The sequence below is a fragment of the Methylophilus sp. E2MeOHC9 genome (assembly GCF_058744375.1).
This window is the reverse complement of the sequence record NZ_CP196024.1, coordinates 1,052,649-1,072,023: the sequence shown is the minus strand read 5'-3', so window position 1 is coordinate 1,072,023 and position 19,375 is coordinate 1,052,649. Positions and strand designations below refer to the sequence as shown.

At 52.7% G+C, this 19,375-nt stretch carries 14 protein-coding genes; 6 read left to right on the top strand and 8 right to left on the bottom strand.

Annotated elements, in window-relative coordinates; translation table 11 throughout:
- Window positions 1-82 precede the first annotated feature (82 nt).
- From ACSSVF_RS05085 to tmpT, 4 genes are all read left to right on the top strand, one after another.
- On the top strand, window positions 83-2,113 hold the full coding sequence (locus ACSSVF_RS05085) for a M3 family metallopeptidase (RefSeq protein ID WP_492405875.1): 2,031 nt from the start codon (window positions 83-85) through the stop codon (window positions 2,111-2,113).
- 81 nt (window positions 2,114-2,194) lie between these two features.
- A complete protein-coding gene (locus ACSSVF_RS05080) occupies window positions 2,195-2,512 on the top strand; it encodes a hypothetical protein (protein ID WP_492405874.1) in 318 nt (105 codons plus the stop codon).
- A 206-nt stretch (window positions 2,513-2,718) separates the two neighbouring features.
- Window positions 2,719-3,981 (top strand): hypothetical protein, encoded by a 1,263-nt coding sequence (locus tag ACSSVF_RS05075; protein ID WP_492405873.1) that lies wholly within the window; start codon window positions 2,719-2,721, stop codon window positions 3,979-3,981.
- 63 nt (window positions 3,982-4,044) lie between these two features.
- Complete coding sequence (gene tmpT / locus ACSSVF_RS05070; RefSeq protein ID WP_492405872.1) at window positions 4,045-4,707, top strand: thiopurine S-methyltransferase; 663 nt, start codon at window positions 4,045-4,047, stop codon at window positions 4,705-4,707.
- Here the strand turns inward: tmpT and ACSSVF_RS05065 are convergent.
- The 6 genes from ACSSVF_RS05065 to ACSSVF_RS05040 form a co-directional block, all read right to left on the bottom strand.
- Window positions 4,700-5,359 (bottom strand): HAD family hydrolase, encoded by a 660-nt coding sequence (locus tag ACSSVF_RS05065; protein WP_492405871.1) that lies wholly within the window; start codon window positions 5,357-5,359, stop codon window positions 4,700-4,702. The two genes, tmpT and ACSSVF_RS05065, sit on opposite strands and share 8 nt — an antisense overlap.
- Window positions 5,360-5,527: 168 nt before the next feature.
- Complete coding sequence (locus ACSSVF_RS05060; protein ID WP_492405870.1) at window positions 5,528-6,415, bottom strand: transglutaminase family protein; 888 nt, start codon at window positions 6,413-6,415, stop codon at window positions 5,528-5,530.
- Window positions 6,416-6,424: 9 nt separating this feature from the next.
- Window positions 6,425-8,962 (bottom strand): circularly permuted type 2 ATP-grasp protein, encoded by a 2,538-nt coding sequence (locus ACSSVF_RS05055; RefSeq protein ID WP_492405869.1) that lies wholly within the window; start codon window positions 8,960-8,962, stop codon window positions 6,425-6,427.
- Window positions 8,963-9,184: 222 nt separating this feature from the next.
- Window positions 9,185-12,472, bottom strand: coding sequence for a transglutaminase family protein (locus ACSSVF_RS05050; RefSeq protein WP_492405868.1), 3,288 nt, complete (start codon window positions 12,470-12,472; stop codon window positions 9,185-9,187).
- A 202-nt stretch (window positions 12,473-12,674) separates the two neighbouring features.
- Complete coding sequence (locus tag ACSSVF_RS05045) at window positions 12,675-13,514, bottom strand: SPFH domain-containing protein (RefSeq protein WP_492405867.1); 840 nt, start codon at window positions 13,512-13,514, stop codon at window positions 12,675-12,677.
- Window positions 13,515-13,627: 113 nt separating this feature from the next.
- The gene (locus tag ACSSVF_RS05040; RefSeq protein WP_492405866.1) at window positions 13,628-14,065 is read right to left on the bottom strand and encodes an NfeD family protein; all 438 of its coding nucleotides are present in this window, start codon (window positions 14,063-14,065) and stop codon (window positions 13,628-13,630) included.
- A gap of 176 nt (window positions 14,066-14,241) precedes the next feature.
- On the opposite strand from ACSSVF_RS05040, the gene ACSSVF_RS05035 reads away from it, so the two are divergent.
- Window positions 14,242-17,139 (top strand): valine--tRNA ligase, encoded by a 2,898-nt coding sequence (locus tag ACSSVF_RS05035; protein ID WP_492405865.1) that lies wholly within the window; start codon window positions 14,242-14,244, stop codon window positions 17,137-17,139.
- 108 nt (window positions 17,140-17,247) lie between these two features.
- Here ACSSVF_RS05035 and ACSSVF_RS05030 read toward each other — a convergent pair whose 3' ends face one another.
- The gene (locus ACSSVF_RS05030; protein WP_492405864.1) at window positions 17,248-18,270 is read right to left on the bottom strand and encodes a serine endopeptidase; all 1,023 of its coding nucleotides are present in this window, start codon (window positions 18,268-18,270) and stop codon (window positions 17,248-17,250) included.
- A 135-nt stretch (window positions 18,271-18,405) separates the two neighbouring features.
- Between ACSSVF_RS05030 and ACSSVF_RS05025 the strand changes: the two genes are divergently transcribed.
- Window positions 18,406-18,627, top strand: coding sequence for a (2Fe-2S)-binding protein (locus ACSSVF_RS05025; protein ID WP_492405863.1), 222 nt, complete (start codon window positions 18,406-18,408; stop codon window positions 18,625-18,627).
- Here ACSSVF_RS05025 and ACSSVF_RS05020 read toward each other — a convergent pair.
- Window positions 18,615-19,367, bottom strand: a complete 753-nt coding sequence (locus ACSSVF_RS05020; protein WP_492405862.1) for a HesA/MoeB/ThiF family protein — start codon at window positions 19,365-19,367, stop codon at window positions 18,615-18,617. The genes ACSSVF_RS05025 and ACSSVF_RS05020 overlap by 13 nt on opposite strands.
- Window positions 19,368-19,375 lie beyond the last annotated feature (8 nt).

The following is a 19,375-nucleotide window of genomic DNA, read 5'->3' as shown; positions in this document are numbered from 1 at the left end:
ATACAATCACCCAAGCGCGAACATTTGGCCAATAATAGGCATCTGATTATTAGCGATATTGCATTTCATCAAAGGACAAGTTGTGAGCACGAATCCATTACTCATTTTTAGCGGTCTGCCAAAATTCAACCAGATACAACCGGAACATGTGTCTCCGGCGATTGAGCAACTGATCAGCGAAGGTCGTACCCTGGTGGAGCAATTGGCGACTGCCACTGAACCGGCCAGCTGGAAAAACTTTGTGCAGCCGATTGAAGATTTCTCTGAAAAGCTATCGCGCAGCTGGGGGCCGGTCGGGCATATGAATGCCGTGGTGAACACGCCTGAACTGCGTGAAGCCTATAACGACAACCTGGCCAAACTGACCGATTTCTACAGCGATTTATCGCAGGATGAGCGCTTGTATAATAAATACAAAGCCATCCAGGCCAGTGGCGAATTCGCGCAACTGAGCCCGGCGCAAAAGAAGATCATCGAGAACGAAGTGCGTGGTTTCAAACTGGGTGGGGCCGAATTACCTGCCGCTGAGAAAGCACGCTTCAAGGAAATCGCCGAACAGCTCTCCAAATCCGGCAGCAAATTTGAAGAAAACATCCTTGATAACACCAACGACTTCAAACACATCGTGGAAAATGCTTCCGAGTTAAACGGATTGCCGGAAGACGCTTTGCAGGCAGCAGCTGATGCCGCCAAAGCGGAAGGCAAAACTGGTTACCTGTTCACCCTGCACTTCCCTTCTTATATGCCGGTCATGCAATATTGCGACAACCGCGCCCTGCGCGAAACGCTGTATCGCGCCTACGCGACACGTGCTTCAGAATTCAGCAAACCAGAGTGGGATAACACGCCATTGATTGCCGACCTGCTGAAACTCAAGCGGGAAGAAGCGCAGCTATTAGGCTTTAAGAACTATGCCGAATTGTCACTGGCCACCAAAATGGCCGATGCGCCGCAGCAAGTGACTGAGTTTCTGGATACCTTAGCCAAACGCGCCAAGCCGTATGCCGAGAAAGATATGGCCGAGTTGAAAGCGTATGCCACCAAACTGGGCTTTAGCGAGATGCAGGCCTGGGATGTCGGCTATGTCAGCGAGAAACTGCGTGAAGAGAAATACGCATTTTCAGATCAGGAAGTCAAACAGTACTTCCCTGAAGATAAAGTGAAAGCGGGCCTGTTCAAAGTAGTCGAAACCATCTTTGGCGTACAAGTGCGCCAGACTGAAGCGCCGCTGTGGCATAAAGACGCCAGTTTTTATGAGATCACCGATCAGCAGCGCCAGCCTATCGCTTACTTTTACCTGGATTTGTACGCACGCAATGGCAAACGCGGTGGCGCCTGGATGGACGAATGCATCACCCGGCGTAAAACTGCCAGCGGCATTGAACTGCCGGTGGCTTACCTGACCTGCAACTTCTCAGCACCTGTGTCTGGCAAACCTGCGCTGTTCACGCACGACGAAGTGATTACCTTGTTCCATGAGTTTGGGCACGGCCTGCACCATATGCTGACGCAGGTGGATGAATACAGTGTCTCCGGCATTAAAGGCGTGGAATGGGATGCCGTTGAACTGCCCAGCCAGTTTATGGAAAACTTCTGCTGGGAATGGGACGTGTTGCGCCATATGACTGCGCATGTAGACACTGGCGAACAATTACCGCGTGCATTATTCGACAAAATGGTCGCCGCCAAGAACTTCCAGGCTGGCATGCAAACCGTACGCCAGATTGAATTTTCACTGTTCGATATGCGCCTGCACAGCAATTTTGACCCGGATAGCAAACAAACAGCACTGGATATCCTGGAACAGGTCAGGGACGAAGTCGCTGTACTACGCCCACCAACATGGAACCGCTTCCCGAATAGCTTCAGCCATATTTTTGCCGGCGGTTATTCAGCCGGTTATTACAGCTACAAATGGGCAGAGGTTTTGTCTGCCGATGCCTACAGCCTGTTCGAAGAACTCGGTGTATTGTCTGCCGAAGCAGGTAGCCGCTTCAAGAACGAAGTACTGGCGCAAGGCGGTTCGCGCCCAGCGATGGAGTCGTTTGTGGCTTTCAGGGGACGTGAGCCTAGCCTGGATGCATTGTTAAGGCATAACGGGATGGCGAGTTAATTGCTTGTATAAAGCCAGGTCACGTACCTGGCTTTTTCACACCATTTATTTACGCTATTAAATCTTTTGCAAGGATAAAAAATGTCTCGCCTCTACCTGTTTGTTTTTCTTGGCCTGGTTATTCCAGGTATTGCCATTCCTGGTATGGCTTTCGCCGCCAAAGAAGAGGCGGATGATATCCACGCCAAAACCGCCGAAGGCGATGAGGTGGTATTGCATGCCAATGGCTATTGGGAATTCAAAGATGCAAAAAAAGCCGAAGTGGCCAAAGTGAAAGTGGAACAGTTTGAGCGCAGCAATGGTTGCCCCTTGGGTATGCGGCCAAGCTTTTTAGGCGTGGGACGCTGTATTGCGTTTGATGACCCGATTCTGCGTCGTGGTTCGCTGAAACCCCGTTAACTCAATCGCTGTACGCGCTAACTTCTGGCGCAAGCTGGCACTAAAACAGGGCACTTTAAAGTGCCCTGTTTGTTTTTCCTGGTAAGACTTTTACCAGATAGTAACGAATTCAGCCAAAAAATGACTTTTTTGCACTATCCACCCGATATTTAGTCTTAGGTACAAGCTTTGCTTAATAAAGGTATGCACAACTTGGTAAAACGCCTATGAATACGCCTTCTACGCTTAATTCTTTCCAGTTTTCCCGCCATGGCGATAAACAAAACTCGGCTTTTTTTGAGGAGTATCTGCAAAAATTGCTGGAGGAGCGTGATCAACTCGGCCTGACCGACATGATCCAGGAAATCGATGCCCTGATGATCACGGTGGACCCCGACCATTCGATTCAATATATCGCTGAATTATCGCTGATGACTTCCTATCACTACCTGGTGACGCTGGAAAGTGAGCAACACTGGACGCATGTGATGCGCATAGACCTGGATTCTCCGGATTTGCTGGTGCGTGAAGTCAAAGACCCTAATTTTCGCGGTATTTTCCGCTCACTGAATGAAATCTATCCAGTCGGGGCGCGTAAGCCGAATAGCCGCTATATGGGCGAGATCATCCGCGTGACCAATATGCATGAAGTGGTGAAACTGCAGGAGGAACGCGAGTTTCGCTTTTTTACCCAGGATGAAGTGCGCAAGCTGGAATTGCCAGGCAATGTCGCTATCAGCAAACCTTCGCCTTACACCCATAACATTATTGGTTATATGAAACGCGACCCGGGTGAGTTGCGCGTGTATGCACTGGGAATCAGCACCATACGCCCTGATGTGCATACGGCTTACAGCCAAGCCAAAAACCTGCAAGCCAAACTGCGTATTGATGATTTGATTTTGCCGGTGGATCACCTGGCCACCCGCGTGTATAGCCAGAATCGTGAAGTCGCCATTTTGGAATACCTTTCATGGTCCAGCTATTATTTCTGGGGCGCTTATAATATCTGGGACCAGAACTCTTCCACCAATGTGACCAAGAGCGTGCACGGGTTCTCCGAAACCAAAAGCCCGGCCAAAGTCTTTACCGCCAACAATACGCCCTACTTTGTAAACCATCTGGAAAAACTGCCTTCGCCCACCGAAACTTTTGTACGCAATTATGGGCCACGCTTGCACCACGTCGCGTTGTCGGTGAAAGACGGCGCGCGTGATGGCATGGAGAATATCGAATTCGTGGTGAATGCGATTGCCAGTGAAGGCAAAGGCTTTTTGCTGGATGTGATCGGTTCCAAGGAAGAAGGCCTGAAACAGATATTCTCCAATGCGTCCGAGCATTCGTCGCTGATCATAGAATATGTGCAGCGTTACAACGGATTTAACGGCTTTTTTACCCGCGATAATGTGGCAAAACTGACTGAAGCGGCGGGTGTTGAAGAGGGTGTACTGGAAGCACAGGCGAAACTGAGCCACAGCAATCATAAATAAACTGCCTGTGTGTGGGCGGTGGCTGATTTATACTATGCGCCACTCAATCTACTGGTTATCGCGATGCAATCTGATCACAATTTCTGGCACACCCGCTGGCAGAACCAGCAAATCGGTTTTCACCTGAAATCAGTGAACCCGCTGTTAGCTGCGCATTTTCAGGCGCTTGGCTTAACACCTGGCCAACGGGTGTTTATTCCATTGTGTGGTAAAACACTGGATATCCATTGGCTGTTGTCTCAAGGCATCCATGTCGTTGGCGCCGAACTGAACCAGTTGGCCGTGGATAGCTTATTTGCCGAGCTAGGGCTCACACCAATCATCACCCAGTCAGGTGCGCTACGGCATTATCACGCTGTCGATCAACATGCCGTCACTATTGATATTTTCCAGGGTGATTTTTTTGCACTGGATCAGCCGTTGCTAGGGGAAATCAACGCCGTGTATGACAGGGCCGCACTGATTGCATTGCCACCAGACTTGCGCGTCACTTATAGCGAACACCTGATCAATATCACCAACAGTGCTCCCCAGTTATTGATCAGCTTTCATTACGACCAATCTTTGCTGGCAGGGCCGCCATTCAATGTCAGCGAGGATGAGATCAGCGCGCATTACGGGGATACTTACAGTATTACGCTGCTGGCAGAAGAAATCATGCCGACGGGTTTAAAAGGACAATACCCGGCGCAAGAGAAGCTTTGGTTATTAAACCCAACTAAATAACGCAACCTGCCAGTGATGGATGGTTTTGCAGCCAGTGCTCTAAACTCTCCACGACCTGATGCGCATTGGTCCTCACCAGATCACTAGGCTGCCTTAAATCGGGCACCACCACCACGCGCAACCCGGCGGCAATCGCTGCCTGCGCGCCTAACTCGCTATCCTCAAACGCAATACACTCGTCGGCCTGCAAGCCCAGCTTTTGCAAGGCCAGCAAATATATATCAGGGTTAGGCTTACCGCGGCTGACTTCCTGGCCGCTGGTGACATGACTGAAGTAATCCAGCACGCCGGTATGGCTTAAGCGATGGGTGATATGTTGCGTTGGCGAGGACGACGCCACACTGCAGATAATGCCTTGCGAATGGTAAAACTGCAGTAATTTATGCGCACCGGGCTTTAGCGGAAATACGTGGTTACAGGCATCCAGATAGGTGTTCAGCCCCTGCATCACGTGCTGGAAGTTTTCTTCACTGCCCAGTTGCTGGGTCATCAAACGGGTGGAATCCGTCCAGACCCGCCCGACCAGCTCTACATATTCTGCCTGTGTATAGGTAATGCCTATGGTGGCAGCCGCCTGGATACAGCCCTGCATGATGATGCGTTCGGAATCGATCAGCAGACCGTCCATGTCAAAAATAGCAGCTTTAATCACGTAGCAGTCTCGGCAAATCTTAAAAATCACAATCTGCTATTTTAGCGTGATTGCCAGCCTGGATATGTCAGCATCAAGAAAAATACGTACCCAACCATTGGCTTTTTCCCATCCCACCATTCATAGCCGACTGCAGGCAGTGATGGAGAATCATAATAAAACTAATGACTAAGTCAGCGCATATTCGAGTGGCGTGACAGTGACGCTGACATCAAGTTGTTGCTGTCCACCACCGAGCACTACGCCGCGCATAGGAGAGACATCGCCAAAATCGCGGCCCCATGCCACCGTGATGTGTTCGTGCTGGACCAGGCAATTATTGGTGGGGTCAAAATCTACCCAGCCATACACCGGGCAATACACCGATACCCACGCATGCGAAGCATCTGCGCCCACCAGGCGTGGCTGGCCCTCGGGTGGATGCGTCAGTATGTAACCACTCACATAGCGGCAAGCTAGCCCCAGTGAACGCATAGCGCCTATCATCAGGTGCGCGAAATCCTGGCAAACGCCGCGTTTTCCTTTGAGCACTTCATCCAGCGGTGTTGCCACATCCGTGGCCTGCGGGTCAAATTCAAATTCCTGGTAGATCTGTTGTGTCAGTGCCATGGCCGCTTCAAGCAATGGTCGCTGCGCGGTAAAACAGCTACGTGCAAAATCGGCCAGCGCCTCGCTGCTTTTTACTTTGACGGTGGAGTATATATAGCGCATGGCCTCGATATGCTGCGTGCCTTGCGATTGCAACGTCGCTTGAACTTGCTCCCAGCTCGGACTATCGGTGAATGCCATCATGGTCGGCCGTGGCAGCACATCCACCTGGAAACGTGAGGTGACTTGCAATGACTGGTGCGGGATCAAGATAGTGACGTAGTCATTATGGTTGCCAAAAAAATCCAGGCGGCGCGATTGCTCAGCTGGTTGTGGCTCACAGACCAAGGTATAGGAAACGCTCTGCTGATAAGGCGTTTCGCGCGGCATCATATGCAGTAACTGCTGTGACTGGATCACCGGGATGTCATAGTTGTAGATGGTGCGATGTTCGACTTGATAGCGCATGGAAGTCTCTTAATAACCAGGCGTCGCGTGCGGGCTGGTATAGCTGAAAAAGCGCAAACTCAGCCGGTCAGACAAAGACTGTGTCACATTGTAAGTCCGATTCAGCCAGTCAGCCAGTGTGAGGTTGCCAGCATGAAAACACTGATCTGCATCGAGCAATTGCAAAGCTTGCCAGCAATCACGGAGTTCAATGGCCATGCCGCCCGCATTGTCCTGCGCGTCCATTTCTTCCAGGTATTTCAACAAGCCCTTGATCTGAAAAACAATGGCATTCGGATTACTCTCATCCATCAATAACAAATCTAGCACCGGCAACCACTCTGGCTGCGCCGCATAACGGGCGCGATAGGTCACCAGGTTATTGGTCACTTGTAATAACCACTCCAGGTTGCTCTGTTCCGGCATGGTCAACGCACGGCTGAGTAACACACACATGAACTGCAGGCGCTCAATGCGACGACCCAATGACATAAAACGCCAGCCCAGGTCGCGAGTCATCCAGTCCATGGCAAAACCAGTCAGGGTCACAAAATGATTAATCGCCACTTCAATCGATGCCATGGCATCTTGCAAGCTTGGCTGCTGGTGGCGGGTAATAAATTGGCGTGACAGCGTATTCACCGTGCGCCAGTGGTCATTGGAAATCCGCTCCCGCAGATTAAACGCCTGCTGGAACAATTGCTGCACGCTGGTGGCCAGGCTGGCAGATTGCTGTGAAAACACCGCCTGTATCAGCAAAGGTGCAATGTCATCATCCGTCCATGGTTGCCAGGGGGCCAGTGCTTCTTCCTCTTTTGCCGTCGGCAATAAATCAAACCACTGGCACAAGCCTTGCATAGTGGCCCACTCACCAGCACGGGTATCCGGCGTGTATTCCACCAGTGCGCGTATGGTTGCCCGCAACATGATGGCTTTTTGCAGGTTGCGTACGCAATAGCGGCCATACCAGAACAGGTTTTCTGCCATGCGGCTGGAAAGATAGGTGTTTTCGCGCACCAGGTCATGACTGGAATTGGTTTTACGCAACAGGCTGACGGGCGGCTGGTTGTCATTTGATAAAACCCAGGTGTCTTTGCTGGTCCCGCCACGCTGCATGGTGACTTCGCGTGCATCTTTGCCACTGGCCACACGTGACAGGCCGCCCGGCATAATCGCATAACCATTCGGCGTGGCAAATGCGTATACCCTTAAACTGACTGCCAGTGAACTGATCTGCGGTTGCGGGTGATTGACCAGCACCGGCGCATGCGAAATATCCAATTGTTCCTGCGCGATATAGTGATCGGGTTGCGCGCGCAACCTGGCAATCAACGACTCTTTTTGCTCAGGGTTTAAATCTTCGCCAAACACCGGGGATGACTGCACCTGCGGGTAAGCCGGGTGAATGACCAGGTAATCGAGGTTGTTGACCACGTATTCCAGCGCGGCAGGTTCGCCACACCACCAGGTCGCGACGGAAGGCATGCGTAATTCTTCACCCAGTAGCGATTGGCACAGCTTAGGTAAAAAGCCCAGCAAGGCACCGGATTGCAACAGGTTAGAGCCGAGGGCATTGGCGATCAGCACATTACCCAGCCGCGCCACCTGCGCCAGCCCAGCCACACCTAACAGCGATTCGGCGTTTAGCTCCAGCGGGTCGCAATAGTCATCATCGATACGGCGGAGGATCGCATGTATCGGCTTGAGCCCAGCCACCGTTTTCAACCAGACCACGCCATTGCGGACGGTCAGGTCACTGCCGTGCACCAGCGGATAACCTAGATACCCGGCCAGGAAGGATTGTTCATGATAGGTCTCGTTATAGGGTCCCGGCGTCAGGATCACCACCAGTGGCGGCTCTCCGGCGCCTAAGGGCGTGATTTCAGGGACAGTCAGCGCCTGGTTTTCCGCCACGCGATGTCCCCACTGCGCCAGGCTGTCGCGCATGCTGGCAAAAAAACCGCTCAGGCGCTCAATATTCAGGTCACGGAACAGCTCAGGAAACGCACTGGAGATAATGGTGCGGTTTTCGAGTGCATAGCCAGCCCCGGTGGGTGCCTGCGTACGGTCAGAGACCACCCACCACTGCCCGTTAGGCGCGCGCGCAATATCGGCAGCATAGCTATGCAGGGCAATGTTGTCGTAATGCGGGATACCGACACAGGTAGGTAAAAAGCCGCTGTGGCCGTAGACCAGCGCAGGCGGCAGTTGCCCGCTTTCCAGTAAGCGCTGTTCGCCATATACATCCAGCAATACTTTATTCAGCAAAGTGGCACGTTGCGCGACTGAAGCGGCAATATGCTGCCATTCATCCTGCGCAATGATCAGTGGCAGCACATCTAGGTCCCACGGCCGCTGCACGCCATGCGTATCGGCATAGACGTTGTAGGTTACGCCATTATCCCGCACCTGGCGCTGCACCGCCTCCAGCCGCTGGCGCATCGCGGTCGGCGCCTCTGACTCCAGTTGCGCCACCAGTGCCTGCCAATGCGGACGCAACTGGCCGTTGCTATCCAGCAGCTCGTTGTAGCGGTCAGAAAAATAAAGCTGGTTGAGCACTGGTTGCATGCTGATGATCTATATAAAAATTCCGTTGATTCAATTAAAACATATTCATTACTACTCATCATAGAGGAGTGAGTGTCACAGTAGGTTCCTAGGGAAACCTGCAGCAAACACCAGTTCATCACTATAGGTTGCGACACACAAGCATTGCTTTCGCCTATGACTCTATGCCGCGCCTATATTACCTACGCCCGCTTGGTGAGCTTACACGTCGCTACAGCTGGCCTAAATAGCCTGCCAGCGCAGATCCAGTGTAAACGGAAAACGCGGGTTCGGCGGTTCCTTGACGACATCTATCTTGCCAGGCGTATGCCCATGTGCCCAGAAACGCGCGAATCGCCTTGCTTCCGCCTCATTGGCGTTGACTGGAAAAGTATTGTAATTTCGTCCGCCCGGATGCGAGACATGGTAAGTGCAGCCGCCGAGTGACTGATTGCTCCAGGTATCCACCAGGTCAAACACCAGCGGTGCCTGTACATCTATGGTCGGGTGCAGCGCAGACCAGGGATGCCAGGCACGGAAGCGCACGCCAGCGACATATTCACCTGCTACCCCGGTGGATTGCAAAGGTAATGGCCGCCCGTTGCAGGTCACCGCATAACGCCCTTCCGTCAGGCCACGTACGCGTAACTGCATGCGCTCGACGGACGAATCGACATAACGTGCGGTGCCGCCTGCCGAGACCTCCTCGCCCAGCACATTCCACGGTTCAATCGCTTGCCGTAATTCCATTTCAATACCGTGATACGCCACCGTGCCATAGCGCGGAAAGCGGAACTCGATAAATGGCTCAAACCAGCGCTGCTCGAAGGCATAACCAGCTTCACGCAGATCATTGACCACATCGGCCATGTCCTGCGCGATAAATTGCGGCAGCATCCAGCGATCATGCAACTCAGTGCCCCAGTGCACCAGTTTGCCGGTGTAAGGCTGTTTCCAGAAGCGCGCCACCAGCGCACGGATCAGCAGGCTTTGCAGCAAACTCATTCTCGCATGAGGTGGCATTTCAAATGCGCGAAACTCAACCAGCCCCAGCCGCCCGGTCGGCCCATCGGGTGAATACAGCTTATCGATGGAAAATTCGGCCCGATGCGTGTTGCCGGTTAAATCAACCAGCAAGTGCCGCAACAGCCTGTCTACCAGCCACGGTTGTTTGCTCTCTTTACCGGCAGGCACGACCTTTTCCATTTGCTGGAAAGCAATGCCCAGCTCATACAAATTATCGTCGCGCGCTTCATCCACGCGCGGTGCCTGGCTGGTCGGCCCGATAAAAGTGCCTGAAAACAGGTAAGACAGCGCCGGATGATGTTGCCAGTAAGTGATCAGGCTACGCAGCACATCAGGACGGCGTAACAAGGGGCTATCCGCCGCTGTTTCGCCGCCTAACGTGACGTGATTGCCGCCACCAGTGCCGGTATGGCGACCATCCAGCATGAATTTTTCGGTGCCCAGGCGGCACAGGCGTGCTTCTTCATACAGCATGCTGACATTCGCCACCAGCTCCTGCCAGGTTTTGGAAGGATGAATATTCACTTCTATCACGCCAGGGTCTGGCGTCACACTTAACAGCCTGAGCCGGCTATCGCGTGGCGGCGTATAGCCTTCCAGCCACAATTTGAGTTTTAAATCGCTGGCTGTCTGCTCCAGGGCATTGAGTAGATCCAGATAGTCTTCAAGGCGAGTGACAGGCGGCATAAATACATACAGCCTGCCCTTGCGCACCTGCACGCACAAGGCGGTATGGATCACCTCGCGTGCCGAGGGCTGAACGGTTTTATGTTTGAGGCGAACGATAGGCGCGGTGGCTTCGCCCAAGGCAGGCGTTTCCGCAAAGGGATCGAGCGGAAAATCCGGTTCAATATCGGCAGGCAGTTGCCAGGGCAAAGATGCCAATGGCAGGCGCAAACCCATGGGTGAGTCACCGCCCAACAGGTATAAATGCTCACGGCGCAATGGCCATTTGCTGGTCAGCCATTCCCCGGCTTTGCGCTTTTCGTCCGGTTTAAGTGGCATGATGAAGCCGACCACCGAACCCAGGCCCTGATTCAACAGCTGGGCGAGACGCTTGCGCTCAGCGCTGTCTGTCAGATCCACTTGCAGCGGGTCCACATTGTCCGGTAATTGCTGCTCTTGCAGGGTGAGCGCCAGGGCATCTTCATAAGCGGGGATCACACAAGCCTGCGGAAAACCCAGCATGTCAGCCAGGTGATTGGTAAAAGCCTGCGCTTGCACCAGCGTATAGCCATCATTGGCACCTTCGGCGGAAAACAGGCTGGCATCGTGCCAGACCGGCTTGCCATCAGGACGCCAGTAAATATTAATCGCCCAGCGTGGCAAGGCCTCGCCCGGATACCATTTACCCTGGCCATAATGTAAAAAACCATTGGCGGCCACTTGCGATTTAAGGCGCAGCGCCAGCTTGCCCGCCAAGTCGCGTTTATGCTCGCCGAGGGCCAGCGTGTTCCACTGCGCGCCATCCATATCATCAATAGACACAAAGGTAGGTTCACCGCCGTGGGTCAGGCGTACATCCATGGCCAACAACTCTTCATCGACCTGGTCACCCAGTGTGAGGATGGCTTGCCAGTCAGGTTCACTATAGGGCTTGGTCACGCGCGGGTCTTCGTGGATACGCGTCACCGTCATCTCATGCTTGAAGGTGACCTCAGCCACATCGGTAAACCCCACCACCGGCGCAGCCGATGAGGGCAGTGCGGTACAGGCCAGCGGGATATGGCCTTCGCCTGCCATTAGCCCGGATGTCGGGTCCAGCCCTACCCACCCGGCACCGGGGATAAACACCTCAGTCCAGGCATGCAGGTCGGTAAAATCCTGGTCGGTGCCACTAGGGCCATCCAGCGCCGCCACATCGGCTTTGAGCTGGATCAGGTAGCCGGAAACAAATCTGGCAGCCAGCCCCAGATGACGCATGATCTGCACCAGCAACCAGGCAGTATCACGGCAAGAGCCTGTTAGCTTCTGCAAGGTTTCTTCCGGCGTCTGGATACCAGGCTCAAGACGTACCGTATAACCGATCTCGCTTTGCAAACACTGGTTCACACCCATCAGGAAATCGACGATGCCCATGCCAGGCTGAATCACCTGGCTACGTATTTTATTGATCCAGTTTTGCAGTAAAAAACCAAGGTCATCAGGCTGCAAATAAGCGGTCAGTTCAAACGCCTGCTGTTCGGTGTAATTGAAGGGATATTGCTCGGCATATTTCTCGACAAAAAAATCAAACGGGTTGATGACGGTCATATCCGCCACCAAATCGACCGTAAAGTCGAGCTCGCGCACCATTTCGGGGAATACACAACGCGCAATGTAGTTGCCGTAGGGATCTTGCTGCCAGTTGATAAAATGCTTCTCAGGCGTGACCGTCAATGAGTAAGCGAGCACGGGTGTGCGCGCATGTGCGGCTGGCTTCAGGCGGACTTCGTGAGGAGAAAGATTGACCAGGCGGTCAAAGGTATAACTGGTGCGGTGATGTAACGCCACGCGAATTGCCACTGCGACCCCTCTTGAAATGATTGTTTTAAACAGAGAGATGCAGGAAATATGCCAGTTGCCATGAATTATGCAAGTTGCTTAGTACATCATCAGTTTAGGGTGACGATGCCAGCGCGGTGATGCCAGGATAAAAAATAAGAAACGCGGCAAACTGATGAAAGTTTGCCGCGTTCGGGATCAACACAATAACCAGTGATGGGCGCTACTTGCCACCAATCAGGTTTTTCACGGCACTGACCACATCACCCGGCAGCACCACAATTTTGCTGTTATTCGAGCTGCTGATCTTTTGCAGTGATTGAATATAGCGATCTCCCAGCAGGAAGGTCGCTGAAGTATTATTCTCTTTCACTACTTCCGAAATCATTTTAATCGACTCTGCTGACGCATTGGCAGCTACCATTTGCGCTTCTGCATCTTTACGCGCTGCTTCCAGGCGTGCTTCCGCATTCAGGATCAGCGATTGCTTCTCACCTTCAGCACGCGTCACTACAGCCACGCGTTCACGCTCAGCACTGGCTTGTTGTTCCATGGCGTGCTGCATATTGGCCGAAGGCTTGATGTCCTGGATTTCTACACTTTTCACTGTCAGGCCCCAATCGAGTGCTTCGTCAGCAATGGCGATCTTCAGTTCAGTCTTGATGCGGTCGCGCGAGGTGAGTGCATGGTTCAGATCCATGCCGCCAATGATAGAGCGCAGATTGGTTTGCACCATATTGCGCATCGCTTCCCTGAAATTCTCAATGCCATAAACAGCGCGCTCGATATTTGAAACCTTGATAAAGGCAACCGCGTTGGCAAGGATCACCGCATTATCACGGGTAATGACTTCCTGTTCCGGAATATCCAGGATAATGTCTTTAGTCGTCACTTTGTAACTGACCCTGCTCAATACCGGATTAATCACATGTAATCCCGGGCTGATGATCCCGGCAAATTTACCCAGGCGTTCAACCACCCACTCTTCACCCTGCGGGACGATACGAACGCCTTTGACGATGGCAATGATTGCCAATATCAACACGATAATGCTGATTTCCATGTGTACTCCTTCAATTAACAAATGTTTGAGCTGCTGATGACCTGGCAACTCGTGGATAAACTTAACTCTTGGATAACCTTGATGTGGCTATATCTTTAAACTCTGCCCGCCTTTTAAACTGGCGCCACACGTACGCTATTGCCTTCCACCGCCACAATCCTGGCAGCTTGATTCAGCGCAATCTCAACGTCAGCCACGGCTGACCATTCTTTGCTGCCCATCACGCCTTGGGTAAAACGGATAAGTCCTGGCTGCGCCGGGCTGACGGCTTGGACGATAGTCCCCTGGCGGCCGATTTCTTCACCCTGTGCCTGCCCGACCCGCGGCGTAGGTTGGGTTTTTTCGCGTTTGCGCCAAATGGCCACCGCTAACACTGAGAAAACCGCATAAATGAAGATTTGCCACGCCGGGCTAAATGCAGGTAATAACCAGGCCAGTAACGCCATTGCCAGCGCGGCCAACCCTGGCCAAAGCAGGTACATGGTGCCGGACAGCATTTCCAGACACAGTAAAATCAGGCCCACACCACACCAAATCCACATAATATCCATGTCAAATACCCCCACTGCGTGCACCCAGGTTAAAGAATGAGTGTTGCATATTAGCATTGTCTGCCGATTGCAGATATGACAGCGGCCGAATGCCTTACATCATTACGCAATAGAATCTGCTGCAAAGACAAGCTCAGGCATCAAAGCGCACACTGGCCTATGGTAAAATCAGGCGCATGACTACCCCTACACAAAATTCCAGCACCGCACGCGAACTCGCCAAATCCTTTGACCCAAAAACCATTGAAAGCCAATGGTATGCCTTTTGGGAAAGCAAAGGCTTTTATGCCGCAGGCATGAACCCTGAAGTCAAAGACAACTTCTGTATTCTGCTGCCTCCGCCTAACGTCACCGGCACCCTGCATATGGGCCATGGCTTTAACCAGACCATCATGGACGCTCTCACCCGTTATCACCGCATGCGCGGCGACAATACCCTGTGGCAACCAGGCACAGACCACGCCGGCATTGCCACACAGATCGTGGTGGAACGCCAGCTGGATGCACAAGGCGTGAGCCGCCATGATCTAGGCCGCGAGAAGTTCCTGGAAAAAGTCTGGGAATGGAAAGAGTATTCCGGCGGCACCATCACGCAGCAGATGCGCCGTTTGGGCACTTCGCCCGACTGGAGCCGTGAGCGTTTCACCATGGATGCCGGCCTCAATAAAGTGGTGACAGAAACTTTTGTGCGCTTGTTCAATGAAGGCCTGATCTACCGTGGCAAACGCCTGGTCAACTGGGATGTGAAGCTGGGTACGGCTGTTTCTGACCTGGAAGTGGTGCAGGAAGAAGAAGATGGCTCCATGTGGCATATCAACTATCCGCTGGCAGATGGTTCAGGCCAGCTGACTGTCGCAACCACGCGTCCGGAAACGATGCTCGGTGACGTAGCCGTGATGGTGAACCCGGAAGATGAACGTTATACGCACTTGATAGGCAAGCGTGTCTCACTGCCTTTGTGCAACCGTGAGATCCCGGTGATTGCCGATGACTATGTAGACAAAGAGTTCGGCACTGGCGTGGTTAAAGTCACCCCAGCGCACGACTTTAACGACAATATGGTCGGCCAGCGCCAGGGTTTGGACAAGGTTGTGATCCTGAACCTGCAAGGCTTTGTGCCAGAGACGGCTGAAGTGTATGCCGCTGATGGCAGCAGCAAAACACCGATCACCTTGCCTGCCAACCTGGTAGGCCTGGAGCGTTTTGCTGCCCGTAAACAGGTGGTCGCTGACCTGGAAGCGGGTGGTTTCCTGGTGAAAGTCGAAAAACACAAATTGAAAGTACCGCGCGGTGACCGCACCAACGTGGTGATTGAGCCTATGCTGACCGACCAGTGGTTTGTCGCGATGAGCAAGCCGGGCGAAGACGGCAAGAGCATCACCGAAAAAGCACTGGAAGTCGTGGCCAATGGCGAAATCAAGTTTTACCCGGAAAACTGGGTAAATACCTATAACCAGTGGCTGAACAATATCCAGGACTGGTGTATTTCACGCCAGCTGTGGTGGGGCCATCAGATTCCGGCATGGTATAGCGATGACGGCAAAGTCTATGTGGCGCATGACGAGGCAGAAGCCAAAGCACTGGCGGCAAAAGATGGTTACGCCGGCGACCTGACCCGTGACAATGATGTACTCGACACCTGGTACTCCTCTGCTTTATGGCCATTCTCCACCCTGGACTGGACAGGCGACGAAGCGATCGATGCACAGAATCAGTCTTTACAGCAATTCCTGCCATCGTCAGTGCTGGTGACTGGTTTTGATATTATCTTCTTCTGGGTGGCGCGTATGGTGATGCTGACCAAGCACATCACCGGCAAGATTCCATTCAAGCATGTGTATGTACACGGCCTGATCCGCGATGCTGAAGGCCAGAAGATGTCCAAGTCCAAAGGCAATGTGCTGGACCCGATAGACCTGATCGATGGCATCGACCTGGAAGCGCTGGTAGGCAAACGTACTACCGGCCTGATGAACCCGAAAGATGCTGAAAAAATCGAGAAGCGCACGCGCAAGGAATTCCCGGAAGGCATTGCCGCTTATGGCACCGATGCACTCCGCTTCACCTTTGCCAGCCTGGCCTCACCGGGACGCGATATCAAATTCGACCTGCAACGCTGCGAAGGTTACCGCAACTTCTGCAACAAGTTGTGGAACGCCACACGCTTTGTATTGATGAACACCGAAGGCCAGGACAACGGTTTTGGCGTAGAAAGTTGTGACGATGGTGGCCGTAAATTCAGTCAGGCTGACCGCTGGATTGTCAGCCTGTTACAGCGTACTGAAGCCGAAGTCGAGCGCGCGTTCAATGATTACCGTTTTGACCTGGCGGCCAAGGCGATTTACGAGTTTGTCTGGGACCAGTATTGCGACTGGTACCTGGAAATTGCCAAAGTGCAGATCCAGGGCGGTAGCGAAGCCGAACAGCGCGCCACACGCCGCACCCTGTTACGCGTGCTGGAAACCATATTGCGCCTGGCGCACCCGATTATTCCGTTTGTGACTGAAGAAATCTGGCAGACGGTTGCACCGATGACAGAGTTGAAAGACAAGTCGCGCGGCACGGAAAGCATCATGTTGCAGGCTTACCCCAAGGCGGATCTGGAAAAGATTGATGAAGAAGCCGAAGCCTGGGTGGCTACGTTGAAAACCGCGGTAGAAGCCTGCCGTAGCCTGCGTGGCGAAATGAGCATTTCGCCTGCGGCGAAAGTGCCCCTGATTGCAGCGGGTGATGCCGGCCAACTAGAGGCTTTTGCGCCTTACCTCAAGTCGTTGGCCAAGCTGGAAAACGTAGCTATCGTGGCTGAATTACCCGAGGCCGATGCACCAGTCATGCTGGCAGCTGATTTCAGGCTGATGCTGAAGGTGGAGATTGATGTCGCTGCCGAGAAAGAGCGTTTAGGCAAAGAAATCGCCCGCCTGCAAGGGGAGATCACCAAAGCCGATAGCAAGCTGGGCAACGAGAGTTTTGTCGCCCGCGCCCCGGCAGCGGTGGTTGAGCAGGAAAAAGCCAGACTGGCAGAATTTAGTGCCAACCTGGAAAAATTACAGGCGCAACTCGCAAAATTGAAGTAATTTTCTGATTAAAACGCTATTTAATCCGTCATTCCGTGGCCTGGAATTCAGGTCACGGTATTTTATTTTCAGAATACGTTAACCCACGGTACCTTAGATCAAACTGCTTTAGGCCACAGCACCACATTTGTGGCAAAACTTCGCAAACGCATTCTTGCGTGACTGGCAGGCATTGCAATAGTTATGCAGGCAGATGCCGCAGTGCGTACAAAAATCATTGTTTTCGTTTTTCAGGTCCACATTACGTTCACAACCCGGGCATACACTTTTGGCCCATCGCGCCAGCGCCGTGTCATAGCCTAATCTTTCCCGCCGTTTAAATTCAGGCTGCGCTTCCGCCAGTTTTTGCTGTTCCAGGTAGTTTTGCAATGCAGTGATGGCATATTTACCACCAACCACCGTGAGCAGGATGCCGACAATATAGCGCACATAGCCACCATAATCCGGTAAGTAAGGCACTAGTTCAACAAAAAAGGCCATCAGGGCAAATAGAATGAAGCCCCAGACAAATGGCCAGTATTGGGACTTTCTTTTATTTGCAAACAGCCATGCAGCCGCTGCCAGCAAAGGCAGGGTCAACATTAAACGGTATAGAAATACGCGCATTGCCTGGTCTTCATACGCCTCGTCATAACGCTGGCGCGCGATATCTTCCAATATATTCACCTGCGCTAGTAGCTGGGTTTCATGCTGTGAAATATCTGTCTGTTTCTGCTGGATGTCTTCTATCGCTTTTTCAGCATCCCGCTCTAATTTCTTCAAGGTATCCAAGGTCCGCGTTCGGCCAACCAGGTCATCTACCTGGTCGGTGACATCCCGTGTGGATACCCAATTATCAAAAGTGGAGCGTGCGGCCTGGTAATCTTTTTGCCGGATGATCAACTGCAAATTGACTTGCTCCAGTTGATCGACCAATGTCTGGTGCTGCCTGGCGAGCACCTTCAGTTCAGTACGCAAGGGATCAATCTTACGATGATCCACGAAATGTTCTGTGGTGTAGCTGGCCTCTACCCGTGGCAAATCACCAATGATATTTTGGCCGAGGCCGGTGAGAAACCAGGCAAAAACAATCGCTACCACCCATAAAGCACGGTTGTACCATTTCTCGGATAATCGAACGCCTTTGCTCATGACATTGCCTTAAACAGGGAGATTGCTAACGATGCTAACGGGGTTTCAAGTTTGCGGCAAGCGCTAGTCAATTAACCAGCACTGGCATGGTGTGGCTGCTGGCAGTAAAATGCGGTTTTACCTGAATGCTCTCGCATGCCTGAAGAAAACCAAGAATCGCCTAACGAAGTGATGTGCAGTTGCAGTGGCACCACGCGCGGCATGATTCAGGACATGGTCAGGCAAGGCAAAGATCTGGACGCCATTTCGCGTTACTCAGGCGCACTCAGTGGGTGTGGCGGGTGTGAGTGGGATATAGGCGAACTGGTGAAGGCATTAATGGCGGAGTCGGCGCCGGGGCCCGATCAGGCCGAGTGACCACAGACCTTGCACGCCGGGTCTTTGGATAACTTGATGGTGCGCCATTGTGCACTTAAAGCATCCAGCAACAGCAACCTGCCCTGCATCGTCTGCCCGATATTTAATAATAGCTTGATCGCTTCTGCCGCCTGCGTTGACCCTACCATGCCAACCAGGGGCGCAAACACACCATTATCGGCACAGCGCAACTCCTGATCATCGCCTACATCGGGGTAGAGGCAATGGTAACAAGGCGATTCAGCATGCCTGAAATCGAATACGCTGAGTTGCCCTTCAAAACCAATTGCCGCGCCAGAAACCAGTGGCTTGCCCGCGCTAAAACATAATTGATTCAGCAGATAGCGGGTGGCGAAATTATCCGAACAATCTATCACTACATCTGCGGCAGCAGTACGCTCGGCAGCCTCTTGTTCGCTCATCCGCACCAATACTGTATTGACCGTGATTTCCGGATTGAGCTGTGCAATCGTCGCCTGCGCTGACAGCGCTTTATTCTGCCCGACAGCAGCAGTGGTATGAATAATCTGGCGTTGCAGATTGGTCATATCCACATGGTCAAAATCACAAATGGTTAGTGTACCCACCCCTGCCGCTGCCAGGTACATGGCCACAGGCGCACCCAGCCCGCCGGCACCGATAATCAGCGCGTGACTTTGCGTCAGGGTTTCCTGGCCCGCGTATTCAATTTGCGGCAGCATGATGTGCCGGCTGTAGCGTAGCAATAAATTGTCTTGCATACCTGATG